The sequence below is a fragment of the Rhizobium giardinii bv. giardinii H152 genome (assembly GCF_000379605.1).
GTDB lineage: Bacteria > Pseudomonadota > Alphaproteobacteria > Rhizobiales > Rhizobiaceae > Pararhizobium > Pararhizobium giardinii.
Map to the genome: position 1 here is coordinate 99,962 of NZ_KB902724.1, position 14,529 is coordinate 114,490.

The 14,529-nt window shown below is 58.9% G+C and carries 13 protein-coding genes; 9 read left to right on the forward strand and 4 right to left on the reverse strand.

All coding sequences use genetic code 11. The annotated features are described in order from the left end of the window. Positions 1–13 precede the first annotated feature (13 nt). From A3AY_RS0129025 to A3AY_RS0129035, 3 genes are all read left to right on the forward strand, one after another. Positions 14–1,117: a glycosyltransferase family 2 protein gene (locus A3AY_RS0129025; RefSeq protein WP_018329180.1), complete on the forward strand. Its 1,104-nt coding sequence runs from the start codon at positions 14–16 to the stop codon at positions 1,115–1,117. A gap of 61 nt (positions 1,118–1,178) precedes the next feature. Beyond that, on the forward strand, positions 1,179–2,138 hold the full coding sequence (locus A3AY_RS36460; protein ID WP_018329181.1) for a glycosyltransferase family 2 protein: 960 nt from the start codon (positions 1,179–1,181) through the stop codon (positions 2,136–2,138). 10 nt (positions 2,139–2,148) lie between these two features. Continuing rightward, positions 2,149–3,948, forward strand: a complete 1,800-nt coding sequence (locus tag A3AY_RS0129035; protein WP_018329182.1) for an ABC transporter ATP-binding protein — start codon at positions 2,149–2,151, stop codon at positions 3,946–3,948. Between the two features lie 102 nt (positions 3,949–4,050). On the opposite strand, the gene A3AY_RS0129040 is transcribed toward A3AY_RS0129035, so the two are convergent. The 4 genes from A3AY_RS0129040 to A3AY_RS39485 all read right to left on the reverse strand — a co-directional run bounded on the left by A3AY_RS0129040 (position 4,051) and on the right by A3AY_RS39485 (position 8,147). Beyond that, positions 4,051–5,658 carry a calcium-binding protein gene (locus A3AY_RS0129040; protein WP_018329183.1) on the reverse strand — a complete coding sequence of 536 codons (1,608 nt, stop codon included), beginning with the start codon at positions 5,656–5,658 and terminating at the stop codon, positions 4,051–4,053. A gap of 243 nt (positions 5,659–5,901) precedes the next feature. Next, entirely contained in the window at positions 5,902–6,156 is a 255-nt protein-coding gene (locus A3AY_RS0129045) for a DUF982 domain-containing protein (protein WP_018329184.1), read from the reverse strand. Between the two features lie 924 nt (positions 6,157–7,080). Next, on the reverse strand, positions 7,081–7,764 hold the full coding sequence (locus A3AY_RS0129050) for an LPS glycosyltransferase (RefSeq protein ID WP_018329185.1): 684 nt from the start codon (positions 7,762–7,764) through the stop codon (positions 7,081–7,083). 230 nt (positions 7,765–7,994) lie between these two features. Next, positions 7,995–8,147, reverse strand: a complete 153-nt coding sequence (locus A3AY_RS39485; protein WP_018329186.1) for a hypothetical protein — start codon at positions 8,145–8,147, stop codon at positions 7,995–7,997. Between the two features lie 288 nt (positions 8,148–8,435). On the opposite strand from A3AY_RS39485, the gene A3AY_RS0129060 reads away from it, so the two are divergent. From A3AY_RS0129060 to A3AY_RS0129085, 6 genes are all read left to right on the forward strand, one after another. Further along, complete coding sequence (locus A3AY_RS0129060) at positions 8,436–9,695, forward strand: ABC transporter substrate-binding protein (protein ID WP_018329187.1); 1,260 nt, start codon at positions 8,436–8,438, stop codon at positions 9,693–9,695. Between the two features lie 214 nt (positions 9,696–9,909). Then, on the forward strand, positions 9,910–10,833 hold the full coding sequence (locus tag A3AY_RS0129065) for a carbohydrate ABC transporter permease (RefSeq protein ID WP_018329188.1): 924 nt from the start codon (positions 9,910–9,912) through the stop codon (positions 10,831–10,833). A 2-nt stretch (positions 10,834–10,835) separates the two neighbouring features. Further along, on the forward strand, positions 10,836–11,705 hold the full coding sequence (locus tag A3AY_RS0129070) for a carbohydrate ABC transporter permease (RefSeq protein WP_018329189.1): 870 nt from the start codon (positions 10,836–10,838) through the stop codon (positions 11,703–11,705). A gap of 5 nt (positions 11,706–11,710) precedes the next feature. Next, on the forward strand, positions 11,711–12,772 hold the full coding sequence (locus tag A3AY_RS0129075) for an ABC transporter ATP-binding protein (RefSeq protein WP_018329190.1): 1,062 nt from the start codon (positions 11,711–11,713) through the stop codon (positions 12,770–12,772). A gap of 22 nt (positions 12,773–12,794) precedes the next feature. Beyond that, positions 12,795–13,529 carry a formylglycine-generating enzyme family protein gene (locus A3AY_RS0129080; RefSeq protein ID WP_018329191.1) on the forward strand — a complete coding sequence of 245 codons (735 nt, stop codon included), beginning with the start codon at positions 12,795–12,797 and terminating at the stop codon, positions 13,527–13,529. After that, complete coding sequence (locus tag A3AY_RS0129085; protein WP_018329192.1) at positions 13,508–14,512, forward strand: ScyD/ScyE family protein; 1,005 nt, start codon at positions 13,508–13,510, stop codon at positions 14,510–14,512. Before A3AY_RS0129080 ends, A3AY_RS0129085 begins: the two co-directional genes overlap by 22 nt. The last annotated feature ends 17 nt before the right edge of the window (positions 14,513–14,529 follow it).

Sequence of the window (14,529 nt, forward strand, 5' to 3'; positions counted from 1 at the left end):
CGCGAGCTGAAGCATGTCCGTTCCATTGGTCTCCGTCCTGCTGCCCGTCTACAACGGCGAACCTTATCTCGCTGCGGCGCTGGAGAGCATCCTGCGTCAGGACCATGACCGCCTCGAGGTCATCGCAATCGATGATGGCTCGACCGATGGTTCTCTGGAGATCCTGCGCCGCTACCAAAGCGCCGACGATCGTATCGCGATCGTGTCGCGTGAGAACCGCGGTCTGATCGCGACTTTGAACGAAGGGTTGGCCATGGCGAAGGGCAATCTCATCGCCCGGATGGACGCCGATGACATATCCTATCCAACGCGCTTTTCCCGCCAGGTCTCCCTGTTCACCGAACAGCCTGATCTCGCCATCAGCGGTACTGGCATCGACAGGCTGATCGGCACGCGAATGGTCCGCGGTACGCCCAATCCGATCTATCAGTCCGGGCAGTGGGGCACATTGTCGATGTTCTTCACCGTCTTCATGCATTCGACCGTGATGTACAACAGGAACGTCATACCGGAGGACATGCTGGTGTACGACGCAAGCTATGTCCACGCGGAAGACTTCGATCTGTTCCGACGGATTACCGCCCGCTTTCCCGCCGCCATGATCGATGACAGCCTCGTGGCCTACCGCATTCATGAAGGCAGCGTCACGAACAAGCACAAACGGCAAATGCGCCGGACCCATTTGAGGATCGTCACCGAGAACCTCGAGCGGAACGCGCTCATGAATGATCCGCACGTCCTTGACGATATCGGAGTTGCCGTGACGCCGGACACTGTTCGGCGCGCGGCCGACTTCATCCTGTCGCTCCAAGGAAAAATCGAAGCGCTGCCGGCTGCAACGTCCCCGAGCTACGATGATGGCATGTTGTGCTTTTTCTATTTCCTCTACCAGCTCATCAACGATGAGGAGCAACCGCGGCTGACGCACGACTTTCTGACACGGACCGGCAAATGGCAGTCCATTCGGCGGCGCGAACGATACGGCCTGCGCGCCGGCGCGTACGCACCATGGTGCAGTCACCTTTCAATGGGAGTTACCAGGCGATTGGACGCGCTGGCGCGGTACATGCAGTCCGTTCCCGCCAAGATGGTGTTGCTGAACAATGGTGTTGCATAGCATGGTTGCACAATCTGTCGGAACCGTAGGAGAGCATGGCGACGCGATTGCGAGCCAGACCATGGCGAGCGAAAATCGTGGGCCGCTGGCAAGCTTCATCGTCTGTACGCGCAACCGGGCTGATGCCCTCGAGGCCTGCATCCGATCGATTGAAGCCGCCTGTCAGTCGCTGCCGGCTGTGACGAGCGAACTTGTGGTGGTCAACAATGCCTCGACGGATGACACCGCCCAACGGCTGGCGCGTATCGCCGCGACATCGAGTATCGCCATGACGCTTGTGATGGAGTCGCGCCCGGGCCTGGCCGCGGCCCGCAATGTCGGAATGGAACGGTCACGCGGCCAAATCCTGATTTTCGTCGATGATGATTGCGAAGTCGACCCTCGTTACCTGCAGGATCTGCAGCGGCACTACGCCGCCGGAGAACGGTGGGTTATCCGCGGTGGGCGTGTCGAGCTTGGCAGCCCTCGTGACCTGCCGTTCACGATCAAGCGGGCGCGGACGCGGGCGCGCTTTACCCCAGATATCCACCCCGGCGGATTCATATTGGGGTGCAACATGACGATGCATCGTGAGGTTGCGCTTCAAATCGGTCGCTTCGACGAGCGACTGGGGGCCGGCAGCCCCCTGAAGTCGGCCGAGGACACGGACTATCTGGTGCGCGCCTTTCAACTTAGCATCCCGATTGAATATGTCCCGGACATGGCCGTCCTTCACCATCATGGTCGAGATACGCGCGAGGCAATCGAAAGGCTTCACCGCGATTATAGTCTCGGCAATGGAGCGCTGTGCCTGAAGCACCTCGTCAAGGCTCCGTGGCTGATTCGCCATTTTTTCTGGACCACGAGGTCGGCGTGCCACGAACTGCTGGGCGGCCCGCGGTTCGATCCAGAGGTTTCGCTATCGCATTGGCCAATCGTGTTCATGAATCTGCTTGGCGCCATCAAGTTCGCGCGCCTTGCAATCACCAGACGGCCGCACGGCCCCGAAATAACGCAATCAAACAGGCAGCTCATTCGCTGAGGTATCGATCATGTTGACATTCCTCCTGCCGGGTTTGCAGGTCGTGCGCCACACACTGGGTCGGCAGTGGCACCTGCTTGCAATTGTCGTCGTGCTCGGCCTGGGCAGCGCCATACTCGAAGGCACCGGCATTGGTCTCATTATTCCGATGCTGAGCATCATTGCCGGGCAAAAGGGTGACGGTGGCTTGGGCGGACTTCCTGCCATCTTCGAGCGGGTGGGATCGGGCCTGGACGATGGCCAGCGACTGATGGTGATCTCCGTAGCCGTCCTTGCATTGATCACGCTGAAGAACGTTCTGGCCTTTGCGAACACCGTTCTGACAAATCTCATCTACGGCAAAGCCAGTCATGCCATACGAAGCGCACTTGCCGACCAGCTCTTGAGGATTGGATATCCATTTTTTCTGCAACAGAGCCCCGGCCGGTTGCTGAACATTATTTCCAATGAGTCCTGGCGGGCGTCGGATGCGATGCAAACTGTGCTCGCGGCAACTGTGAACGCATCGGCCGCAGTTATCCTGTTTATCTTTCTCCTGCTCCTGTCATGGCAGATGACGCTGTGCGTTGCGTTTGGCCTCGTGCTCGTCCAGCTGGCACATGCCATTCTGTCGGCCAGCCTTAAAGCCCCGAGCCGCAATGTCACTTCCCTCAACAGCGAACTTGCCGCAAGAATGCTTCACCTCGTGCATGCCGGGCGGCTCATCCGCGTGTTCGGACAGGAGCAGCGCGAACAGGCAGTCTTTGAATCCGCGTCGGACGCAGTTCGGAAGGCCGGCTTTGTCCTCCAAACCCGCCAAGGGGCGCTGCCGCCGCTGACCGAAGTGCTGCACTCGGCGCTCTTTCTCGCAGCGGTCGTCAGTGCATGGCTCTTGGGAGTAACTTTTCCCGTCATTGTAGCCTTCGTCGTCCTGCTTTATCGGTTGCAACCGCACATGCGCGCCCTGCAGTTGGCATGGAGCCAGTTACAGGGGTGGAGCGGCTCCCTGGAGGAGGTGCGATGGCTGTTGGACTCTTCCGACAAACCGCCACCACCGACAGGCGACGAGCCAGCCCGCGGTTTGCGCCAGCAGATCAAGTTTGATCGGGTAACGTTCAAATACCCAGGTTCCGACGAACGGCCCATGGTCCTTAACGCTGCGACCTTTGAAATCCGTCGTGGTTGCTCGACGGCAATCATCGGCCGCTCGGGCACCGGAAAGACGACGATCGTCAATCTTCTGTGTCGATTTGTCGAGCCCGATCAGGGTCACATTCTGGTTGACGGAACGCCGCTGGACAGAATCGATCCCACCCAATGGCGCAGCCAGATCGCCCTTGCCAGCCAGGATCTCGAGCTGGTGGACGGCACCATTCTGGACAATATCACCTATGGCCAAAATTCCTCGATAGTGGATGCGGAGCGTGCCGCAAGGCTTGCGGAAGCGCACGAATTTATCGAAAAGCTACCCCATGGTTATGAAACTGTCGTCGGCTATAGAGGTGCAAGCCTGTCAGCCGGGCAGCGCCAGCGGATAGCACTGGCAAGAGCCCTGGTGCGGGATCCCGAGATCCTTATTCTTGATGAAGCGACGAATGCCATGGATGGCCTGTCGGAGGCGGCGATCGTCGACACGTTGAAGTCGAGGGCCGGCCGTCGGACCACGATCGTGATCAGCCACCACCGCAGCACGATTTCATTCTGCGACGAAGTCGTCATCCTTGGTGACGGCCGCGTGACGAACCAGGCGCCCTTTGCCGCCGTTGCCTCCTTGAGCATGGACCAGCTTTACGAACACGACGCGGACAAACCACATCTGGCTACGCGCTAACCCGCATCGCGTCGAAACGGATTGATGCGATGCGGGTTAGGCTGCTGTTCCAATGCATGTCGTTGTCCCAGAACCACGGCTTTGGGCGACCTGCATTAAAGGTCAGGCGAACCAGAAATCGCTTGCGCGCAGATCTTCCACGCCGACGACCGTGAGATCGTCTCCAGCACTAAAGTGGACGATGCTGTTTCCGCCGCTCACCTCGATGTTCAGTTGATCAAAACCGTGAATGTTTTCCGCGGCAAAGGCCGTCAGGTCGATGATGTCCAGGCCACTTTCGAAATCGACAGTGTCGTGCCCCGTCTGCGGAGCAAAGACGTACCGATCAGCACCCTGTCCTCCAATCAAGTGGTCGTCGCCGGTGCCGGCAATCAGCGTATCCGCTCCGATTCCGCCATTGAGAATATTTTCCGTTCCGCCGACGACCGTGAGCTGATCATTCCCCGCGCCGCCGTTCAGAAAACTCGTTCCGACCGAGCCGCTGGCCACGGTCGCGAGAAGCTTGTCATTGCCGGAACCACCGGCCAGATGGTTTTCCGCTCGCGAATCGTCTTCCGTAAAAGGAAAGGCCGTTACCGTCAGGAAGGCCTTCAGAAAATCGTTGCCGGCTCCGCCCTTCAAGACGTTGGCAATATCGTACAAGTTGAGCCCGAGAAAGCTAGGTCCGCCATGGGCATCGGCCTCGATACGTGCCGTCAGCACATCGCGTTCATTGCCTCCCGTCAACTGGTTGAGGGCCTGCACAAAGCCGCCAAGGGCGGTGGATTCCGCTACGAGGCGGTCACATCCGTTGCCACCGTCCAAAGTGTTGGTGACATCCGTCACAGTGTTCTCGCCATCGGTGGAATGGGTTGCCTCCAGCACGTCATTGCCCGTGCCGCCCCATAGTTCATTGACGCCGACCGGGGCTCGCGAGTTGGAATCCGTCACATTCAAGGCGCGCAGGAGATCATCGCCTTGTCCGCCCCTGAGCGAATTCGAGACCAATTCGGTTGAATTGGACACCCCTCTCGCTGTGGCATCGAGGACATCGTCACCGTCCCCGCCGCTGAGGACATTGATGGCTGTGGCTAAAGATCCGCTCAGCTCTGTTTCGGCGCGAGCCGTGATATGGTCGTCGCCGCGGCCGCCCTCGACGGAATTCTTGGCGAAGTTGCGGTCCAGGGCACCGCGCGTATCCGCGACGGCATCAATGGTGTCATTGCCGGAGCCGCCGCGAATGTTGGTTGTCGCGGTTACGTCTCCAAATACCGGGAGGGCCACATTGGCCACGGCGTTGATAACGTCGTTCCCGCAGCCGCCATCAAGTAAGACCTCTGCGCTTAATTCCCTGTCCTGAACCGTCACGACTCCGCCCTGAAGCGTTACCGTCGCATCCAGACTATCGTTGCCTTTGCCACCGATCTGGATGGCAAGCCCCTGCACAGTGTCTTGCATGGGAACGATGACATTCGTCGTCAGGCTGTCGTTGCCGCGGCCGCCGATCAGCGCCGTTCGATTAAATGCGCTGCTCAGGGCATCATCGCCATCGAGCCCGAGGACAACGTCACCTTCCGCCTCTGCGCTGAGAGCGTCGTTGTTCTGCGTGCCCATGATCGTGTCGTTGATCGGCGCAATAAGCGAGAGCCACTCAATCGCCGTCAGGTCTGCAACGTGCTGGCTGATTGCCTGCAGCGTCAATTGGCTCTTCGTTCCACTGAGATTGGCCATCTCGTTCTCCTTGCAATGCGGCAAGTCTTCAAAAGGCCTGGAGTCGCCGCGGCCGTGCATTGCCGCTGCCTGCGCCTGGCGAAACCACTGGGGAAGTATTAACGCCGGCCATTTTGTCACTGTTTCGCTGTTTGTCGACGCCTCCTAATTCATGCCAAACCACTCAAACGCACTCAGCCGAAAGGCTTAACCTTCGTCTGCTTATGGGACAGGGAAATGGGTTCGACGAAGTAAGCCGGCGCGTCACACAACCTTAAGCATGCGTTCCAGAGTCGCGGCGATAAACGCCAGGCGAGCCTTGTCGGCAGACATCTTGCGCTCCATGGCCAGCCGGCAGCAAAGTTTTGCGTTCAAGTAGAGCTTGTCCTCCGGTTCGCAACTGAGGACTTCAAAGGCCTCAAGGGGACCGCAAATCTTGTGAACGCGCCCGTCCGGGAACGTGACCATAACCGGTTGCCATTCGATTTCGGTAGGTTTGGGGATTTCGTTCGGATGCATTGGTTCCTCCCAACCATCACCAGTCCCTCTCGCGCGAGTAACGCGCGAAAAAAGGAATTTGTTCCTGACGAGCTGGTCTCGGCGTCTTTGAGCACCGCGAGGCTCGACCCGGCATCCGTCGCATGGACCTCGCGGACAGGACGTCAACTCGCCAAGATTAGCTATCGACTGCTCATAAGATAAGACTAATTTAGATTAGCCGCGGCCTTCGGGGGAGCCGGCCCGGCTTTTAAAGCGAAAGCGTTTTTGATCTACCTGTTCGAGGGATTTTTATCAGTTCTGCGTTTCTCGATCACTTGTACCCGTCACCCTTTGGGTGGCGGGTTCTTTCTTGTTGGTGCGATGCAATAGTTCCCGTCGAGCAACTTTCCAAAAAGTCGCCAAACTCCAACGCGACCTGTTTTTCGGATAGCCAAGCGACTTTGACTGGCAGACATCGATGACAATACCGGTCGAGCGACGCAGCGTCTGTTCGTGCTAGTCCCGCTGGGCGAAATGTGCGTCGATTGCAGCCTGTCTGGCTCGCGAGATTGTCCGGCCGGAACGTTTCCGCGCGCCCCAGCCGGTGAGGGAGGTGACAACTCTTCCTAAAGGGTAGCCTTCCCCTGAAACGGTTGTGCCGCAAAACTGCAACTGCGTCTATTAGTAGAATTGCTGATCATAAGGATTTGGCGAGTTGGCTTGCCAGACGACACAAGAGACCAGATACCTCTGCCTGATCGTATCGAACACAAAGGCGACATCCGTCTAACCGAATCCCGTTTGCCCTCTGGACCGGTGTCAAATTTGATGCATTGCTACCAAAGCGGCGAACCGATCATGGTAATCCGATCAGCGGCCTCTAGTCTGACCTGGACGCCTGAGTGCTTCGAGACGTTGAAACCCACAATATAGCCGGTTTCAACGCCTTACGGATCTCGAGGCTCAGCGCTGCGCGACATACAGAACGCGATCACGCGCCGCAAACCATTCCTCGGCGAAATCGTCGTTCTGGTACTCTTCGAAATAGGGGCCACCGTCGGTGAAATGCACCAGATTGGCATCTTCATTGTAGTCATACTCGTTGACCAGCCAGTTCCATGTCGGCGGAAGAGCGCCGATCAGCTCGTCCGATTCGAGCCACTTGAACTGGTGCAGCTGTAAGCCGGTTGCGGTGTTGACGTAGTCGGGCGTCAATGCTTGGCATTTCGCGTTGTTGAACAAGATGACGCTCGACCAGTTCTTCTTTTCGTACTTGGTTTGGGTCTGCCCCAGAAACTTGGTCTCGATCTTCGGCGTGTAGTCATGCTTGACGCACATGGCCGCGTAGCGATCGTCCCGCAGATCCCAGAGCTTGGCGATGTCGGTGCGCATCAACATGTCGCAATCGGCAAAAAGGCTCCAGCCTTCAAAGTTGCTGAGATAGGGAACGAGGAATCGCGAAAAGGAAAATTCGGTAGACTGCAACTGATTGCGTTCACGCGTAAAAACGCTGCCAAGATTGCTTAGGGATAGCGGAAGAAACTCGACCGGAATGGAACTCTTTTCCAAAATACTCTGACAAAATACGTGATAGGCTACGACTTCCTTGCTGTCGAAACCGATGAATACCCGCGCTTTATCCGCCATTTTCCCTCCGAATAAACAACATTCCTGCGCCTGTCTGGCATGCGATACAACATATGTCTCGATCGTTCCTGCTCAAAAGTATGGATCGAAGCATGCCAAGGCTTAGTTTGCGTTGCCGAATTATTCAATCGCCTTACAGTCAAGTTTTGTCGCGTTGTGAAAGAAAGCATCGGGTCAGCGCGTTCGCGATCATTACCCCCAATCAGGCACGAAGCATGCGGGCACGTCTGTCACTGCTGCTTGTCTTCACGTTCAATGACAGCCTTCAGCCAATCTCTCGGAGCAACATCTTGCTTTACCATTTTTCTCGCGCCCCGATGATGCGCGTCGATCGTCGTGTCCGACACGATGCGGGTCTCGAGGAGCACGTCACTTGGAGCCATCTCTCGACGCTCCGTCGCGACGTCATCAGGTCAGCGTTATAGAACGCCTCGATTACTACCCAAGGGGAAATTTTATAAAATACTAATACAACCTCTCTAAATAAGGCGGCTGTTGTGATAAGATTGAGGCTAGGAGCAAGGCCGGCACTATGACCACGGGCCGGACGATGTTTCGCCTTGGCGCAGAGTGGTTCTGCATGGGTGTAGAGTGAGCGTTTCCGCCATGCCGGAAGGAGTGAGCCCCTACGAGAAGGTGTTTGGATAACAGCTCGGAACGGGAGGTACACAATGCTTCGCAAACTGTTTTTCACCTTGGCTGTCGCGACGTCGGTACTCGCGCTCAACGGAGCCGCATGGGCCGACATCACCATCCTCGTGCCGTCCGGCAGCGAGGGCGACGGGCTGAGGGCCGCGGCCGCCGATTACGCAAAGCTGAAGGGAACGAAGGTCGAGGCCGTCCAGGCGCCTTATGCCAATGTTTTCGAACAGGGCGCCAATGCGGGGTCCACCAAATCCGGTGTCTTCGATATCATCCTGATGGACGACCCATGGATTCCATTTTTCGCCGAGAACGGGCACCTGGAGGACCTGACGCCCTTCTTCAAGAGTGCCGGAATGGAGGGGCCAGACAGCGATTTCCTTTCGAAATCGCTGGCAATCTGCCGCAACCCCTACAATGCAGGCCCCTATGTGTGCCTGCCTTATGTGGGAAACGCACAGATGTTCTTCTATGACGCCGCCAAGTTCAAGGAAGCCGGCGTTGACGTGCCGAAGACCTGGGATGACGTGCTGAAGGCCGGCAAGACGTTGACCGACGGTGGCGGCGGCCGCTATTTCGGCTACGTTTTCCGCGGCGGCCAGGGAAACCCGGTGGTTGCGGATTTCATGCCGATCTTCTGGTCCTATGGCGCGGATATGTTCAATGCCGACCGCACCAAGGTAACGATCGACACACCCGAAGGCGCCGCCGCCATGAAGACGTTCATGGCGCTGCGCGACATCTCTCCGAAGGGCGTGGAGAGCTACAATGCCAATGAGGTTGGCACCGCGCTCGCTGCAGGTACCGCAGCCTCGTCAATCAACTGGCCGAATTGGGTTGCGACCTTCGAGGATCCAAGCCAGTCGAAGATGGTCGGCAAGATCTCCTACAGCCCCATACCCGCTGGAACAAAACCGGGCAGCTCGGAAATCGGCCACTGGACAATGGGCATCATGTCGGCGTCCAAGAACAAGCAGGAAGCCTTTGATTTTATGGTCTGGGCAACCTCGCCCGAGCAGATCAAGATTTCCGCCGAGCGTGGCAACCCACCGGTCCGAGCCTCGGTCTTCACCGATCCGGAACTGACCAAACAGGAGAAGTTCCGGCATTATCCGGTGCTGATGGAGGCAATTCAGGCCTCGACACCGCGTCCACGTCACCCGAAGTGGCCGGAGATCGAGAATGCGTTCGGCATCGAACTTTCCAAGGCCGTTGCCGGCACGGTCACGCCGGAAGAGGCCCTGAAAAACGCGCAGGACGCGGTCTCGCGCATTACGAACATTTACTAGAGCGTTTCGCTTTCAAGCGGGTTTGAAAGCGGACGCGATGCCCTGGCATCACACAGAGCGTCCTTTGCGTGTTCACGACGCGCGGCGCTCCGAACCAAGACGCTGAAGCGGGATATAGCCCGAAGGCCGCGCGCGGCTCTCGCCCTCCCGCTTCGGACAATGGCCACGCGAAGCGAGGTTTTCAGGCGCATCAAAAGGGCTTGGGGAGAGACGAATGGTGGGGTCCGCAAGCGGCATGTCGACCGCGCAGCTTCGACCGGGCGGCGGTCTGGAGCGGTGGGCGGAGCGGCATTTGCGTGTCCTCATGCTGGCACCAACGGTCATCATCCTGCTGGGGCTGACGATTTTCCCCAGCATCTACATGTTCTACGCGGCGGTCCACAAAATCAGCCCCAATCCCGATGTGCCGTGGGACTTCGTCGGTCCAGGCAACTTCGTGCGGCTTCTCTCCGATCAGCAATTCCATGTCGCGTTGCTGAACACCACGGTGTTTACCGTCCTGGCGGTGACGGTCGAGTTCCTTCTCGGCCTCGGCCTGGCGCTGCTGCTCGACAAATATATCCGCCGGCTGACCTTTCTGAAGACGATGCTGATGATCCCGATGATGCTGCCGCCGATTGCGGTGGCGATCACCTGGAAGCTCATCTACGAGCCGCAATTCGGCGTTCTCAACGAGATCATGTACCGTCTCGGCCTTCCGCTGCAGGCCTGGGCGGGTGACGTGGATCTGGCGATGTTCTCGATCATCGTCGCCGATGTCTGGCAATGGACGCCGTTCATCTTCCTGCTGATGCTGGCGGGGCTGGCCAGCCTGCCGGTCGAACCCTATGAGGCCGCCGCACTCGACGGCGCCTCGTCCTGGCGGCAGTTCTGGGATCTGACGCTGCCCTTCCTCAAGCCCGTCATCGCCATTGCCTTGCTGCTGCGGGTCATGGATGCGCTTCGCCTCTTCGATCTGGTCTTTATCCTGACGGGCGGAGGTCCGGCCGACCGGACGAAGGTCCTCAGCCTCTACATCTACCAGGTCGCCTACCGCTTCGCCGATCCCGGCTACGCGGCGGCGATATCGCTGTTCGTACTGTTCGTAACGATCATCCTCAGCACCTGGTTCATGAACCGCATGCGACTGGCGGACTGATCATGGAGATCGTCCCAAAAATCCATGTCCGCAGCCGCTTGAGGGAGATGCTGGTTCGCCTGACGGCCTATGTGACAATCGTCGTCGCGCTGGTCGTCACGCTTTTCCCGATCTATTGGATCGCGGCGAATTCGTTCAAGTTCGATATCGATATTTTCGCCGTGCCGCCGGAATGGGTGCCGAAGAACCCGACGTTGAAGCACTATGACGAAGCCTTCATCCAGCGTCCGTTCCTGCGCTATGCGCTGAACAGCTTTCTCGTCGCCGTCGGAACGACCATCGTTTCCGTCTGCTTCGGCACGATGGCCGGCTATGCGCTGGCGCGGTTCAGCTATCCCTGGCAATGGCGCAGGCAGATTTCGTTCTGGATCCTGTCGACGCGCATGATGCCGCCGATCGTCAGCATCATTCCGCTCTACCTGTTCTTCAACTATTTCGACATGCTCAACACGAAGTCGGCGCTGATCATCGCCTACACCGCTTTCAACCTGCCGTTTGCGACCTGGATGATGAAGAGCTATTTCCAGGACCTTCCGGTTGAACTGGAGGAGGCGGCGATGGTCGACGGCGACACGCGCTGGGGCGCGTTCCTGCACGTAGCCCTGCCGCTCGCCAGGCCCGGTCTTGCCGCTACCGCCATCTTCTGCCTGATCATCTCGTGGAACGAGTTCCTGCTGTCCCTCATCATCACCTTGACGGAGCAATCGCAGACTTTGCCGATCGGCATTGCCGGGCGGGTGACGCAGTACAACACCTATTGGGGCGAAATCAGCGCGGCCGGTTTCATGGCTTGCGTGCCGATCGTCGTCTTCGCCTTCATGGTGCAGAAACATCTCGTCCGGGGATTGTCCCTGGGCGCCGTCAAGGGTTGAGGCCTATGGCGTCCGTCACCTTCAAAAAAGTCTGCAAGAAGTTCGGTGAATTCGTCGCGGTGAACAATTTCACCCTCGAGATCAGAGATAAGGAGTTCCTCGTTCTGCTCGGCCCCTCAGGCTGCGGCAAGACGACGACCATGCGCATGGTCGCGGGCCTGGAGGAAGCCACCTCGGGCGATATCTACATCGACGCGGATCGCATCAATGGCGTCCTGCCCAAGTATCGCGACGTCGCGATGGTTTTCCAGTCCTACGCGCTTTATCCGCACCTGACCGTCGAAGACAATATCGGCTATCCGCTGAAGATCCGCAAAGTGGAGCCTGCCGAACGCAAGCGGCGAATAGCCGAGGTCGCGCGGCGGGTCGAACTCGACACGATGCTGTCCCGCCTGCCGAAGGAACTTTCCGGTGGCCAGCGCCAGCGGGTCGCACTCGCGCGCGCGATCGTGCGCACACCGCGTGTCTTTCTGATGGACGAGCCTCTGTCCAACCTCGACGCGAAGCTTCGCACCCAGATGCGGGCGGAACTGAAGCATCTCCAGCACGAACTGCAGGTCACGACGATCTATGTCACCCACGATCAGATAGAGGCGATGACGCTCGCCCACCGCGTGGCTGTGATGAACAAGGGTGTGATCGAGCAGCTCGGAACGCCGCGGGAAATCTACAACGATCCGCGCACGCTGTTCGTGGCCGGTTTCATTGGCTCGCCGCCGATGAACCTGATTCCCGGCGAGGTCAAGGAGGGCATCTTCAACAGCGCCGGTTTTCGGGTCGGCGGCTTCGCCCGGGCCAACATTTCCCGCGCCGTACTTGGTGTGCGACCAGAGGACGTCCATGCGGCTCCAGTCGAGGATGACGACGTCAATCTGGTTGCGCCGATCTACTCGGTCGAACTCACCGGCGAGAACACGCTCGTCAGCCTGCGGTTGGGTGGTCAACTGATGACCTTGCGCGCCGACAAGAATTTCACCGGTCAGATCGACGAGCAGATCGGTGTCAAGGTCGCGACAGATCGCGTATTTCTGTACAACGGAGAGACACAAGATCGTGTTGATTTCTAATGTCTGGGCAGCGGTACTGGTGATGACCGTGGCATTTCAAGCCGCTGCCGCTGAAACGAGCCCGATCGTTGGTAATCCACTGATCGAAATTCCAGCAGGGATGTTTGTTTTCGGCCGCGACGAGGGTCTTGAAAACGAGCGGCCGCGCCGCGTTCTGAAGGGCCTGCCGTTCGCAATCAACCGCACCGAGATCACCAACCGGCAATATGAGCGCTTCGTTCAGGCGACCGGTCACCGTCCCGCCTTTTACGCCAATCACCCGCTCCTCGGACTGGACGACCGGCCCGTCGTCGGGGTGAGTTGGGGAGACGCGGAGGCCTTTTGTCGTCACTACGGATTGGTCCTGCCGTCGGAGCAGCAGTACGAGCGGGCGGCGCGAGGAACAACGGGTGCCGCGTTTCCATGGGGCGACGGCCCGCCGGATGAGACACGCGCAAATTCCGGCGCCGACCCCTGCTGTTCCGGCGATGCGCGCGACGGCTATCCGATGACGGCGCCGGCGGAGTCCTTCGTAAGAGGCGCAAGCGACGACGGCGCCCTCAATCTTGTCGGCAATGTCTGGGAGTGGACCCGCGATCCTTACGGGCCTTATGAAAGCGAGGAGGCGGCCGAGAGCGCCGCAGCATTCCGCGTGCTACGCGGCGGATCATGGAACAGCGATCGAAACCATCTTACGACAACCTATCGCCTTGCCTACGACCCGGAATTCCGCTTCTCAGCCAATGGAGGCTTCCGATGCGTTCGCTCTGTGCCCTGACGGTTGCCGCCGGTTTTCTATTCTTGGCAACATACGCCGGCGCCGAGCCGACGGTTGCCCCCGGCTACAGGCTTGAGACGTTCAGCACGCCGGGGGCCGCTTTTTCCGGGTTGTCGCGAGATGGCGGGGATCTGCTCGTTACAGATCTCGCCAGTGGCCGCCTTTACCGGCGGGGCGCAGACGGCAGGCTTGTCGCGTTCGGTCCGAACTTCCCTTTTGGCCGGGACGTGATCGGCGACCCGACCGGTCCCTATCGTGTCGCCCGCGCCGGCAATGTCCTTATCGTCGCCCAGGGATGGACGCCGGTCGGTTCCGACGAGGGCGCGCTCGACCATGCCCTCCTCGCGCTCGACCGGGCCGGCAAGGCTCGTGTCATCAGCAGTGATTTCTGGAATCCGTTCGACTTCATAGTCGCTGATGGAACTTACTACGTGATCGACTCGGCGCGAAACAGCGTGGAACGCCTGCAGGCGGATGGCCAGAAAGACACCATCCTCACATTCCGCCGCATGGTCGAGGCGGGGGCGCTGCGGCGCCTGTCGCCGACCGAATTCACCGAGGGCGAGAGCTATGTAGTCGACGCGGTGCCGACCGGTATCGGGCTTCGCGAGGGCCGCCTCTTTATAGCGTTGTTCGGTGGCTTTCCGTTCGTTGCCGGGACGGGAAAGATCGTTTCGATCCCCAAGGCGGGTGGGGTGCAAATGCCCAGGCTGGACGTCGAAGGCCTGAATGCACCGGTGAGCATCGCCGTCGAAGTTAACGGCGACATGCTTGTCCTCGAACACGGGACCTTCGATCAGAAGGACGGCTTCCGCAAGGGCAGCGGCCGGTTGCTCCAACTGGAGAAAATAACTGGCCGTCGAACAGTTATTCTCGACGGACTGACGCGACCGGTGTCCGTTCTCGTCTGGGACGAGCGGCGTCTCGTTGTTTCCGAACTGGGCGGGAATCTCCATTTTTTAACACGGGAGCCGGCTCCCTGACGCAGTCTCACCACGCG

Excerpts from the sequence above, each read along its gene's own strand:
- A3AY_RS0129025 (WP_018329180.1), top strand. The coding sequence starts at position 14 with ATGTCCGTTCCATTGGTCTCCGTCCTGCTGCCCGTCTACAACGGCGAA.
- A3AY_RS36460 (WP_018329181.1), top strand. The coding sequence starts at position 1,179 with ATGGCGAGCGAAAATCGTGGGCCGCTGGCAAGCTTCATCGTCTGTACG.
- A3AY_RS0129035 (WP_018329182.1), top strand. The coding sequence starts at position 2,149 with ATGTTGACATTCCTCCTGCCGGGTTTGCAGGTCGTGCGCCACACACTG.
- A3AY_RS0129040 (WP_018329183.1), bottom strand. The coding sequence starts at position 5,658 with ATGGCCAATCTCAGTGGAACGAAGAGCCAATTGACGCTGCAGGCAATC.
- A3AY_RS0129045 (WP_018329184.1), bottom strand. The coding sequence starts at position 6,156 with ATGCATCCGAACGAAATCCCCAAACCTACCGAAATCGAATGGCAACCG.
- A3AY_RS0129050 (WP_018329185.1), bottom strand. The coding sequence starts at position 7,764 with ATGGCGGATAAAGCGCGGGTATTCATCGGTTTCGACAGCAAGGAAGTC.
- A3AY_RS39485 (WP_018329186.1), bottom strand. The coding sequence starts at position 8,147 with ATGGCTCCAAGTGACGTGCTCCTCGAGACCCGCATCGTGTCGGACACG.
- A3AY_RS0129060 (WP_018329187.1), top strand. The coding sequence starts at position 8,436 with ATGCTTCGCAAACTGTTTTTCACCTTGGCTGTCGCGACGTCGGTACTC.
- A3AY_RS0129065 (WP_018329188.1), top strand. The coding sequence starts at position 9,910 with ATGGTGGGGTCCGCAAGCGGCATGTCGACCGCGCAGCTTCGACCGGGC.
- A3AY_RS0129070 (WP_018329189.1), top strand. The coding sequence starts at position 10,836 with ATGGAGATCGTCCCAAAAATCCATGTCCGCAGCCGCTTGAGGGAGATG.
- A3AY_RS0129075 (WP_018329190.1), top strand. The coding sequence starts at position 11,711 with ATGGCGTCCGTCACCTTCAAAAAAGTCTGCAAGAAGTTCGGTGAATTC.
- A3AY_RS0129080 (WP_018329191.1), top strand. The coding sequence starts at position 12,795 with ATGACCGTGGCATTTCAAGCCGCTGCCGCTGAAACGAGCCCGATCGTT.
- A3AY_RS0129085 (WP_018329192.1), top strand. The coding sequence starts at position 13,508 with ATGCGTTCGCTCTGTGCCCTGACGGTTGCCGCCGGTTTTCTATTCTTG.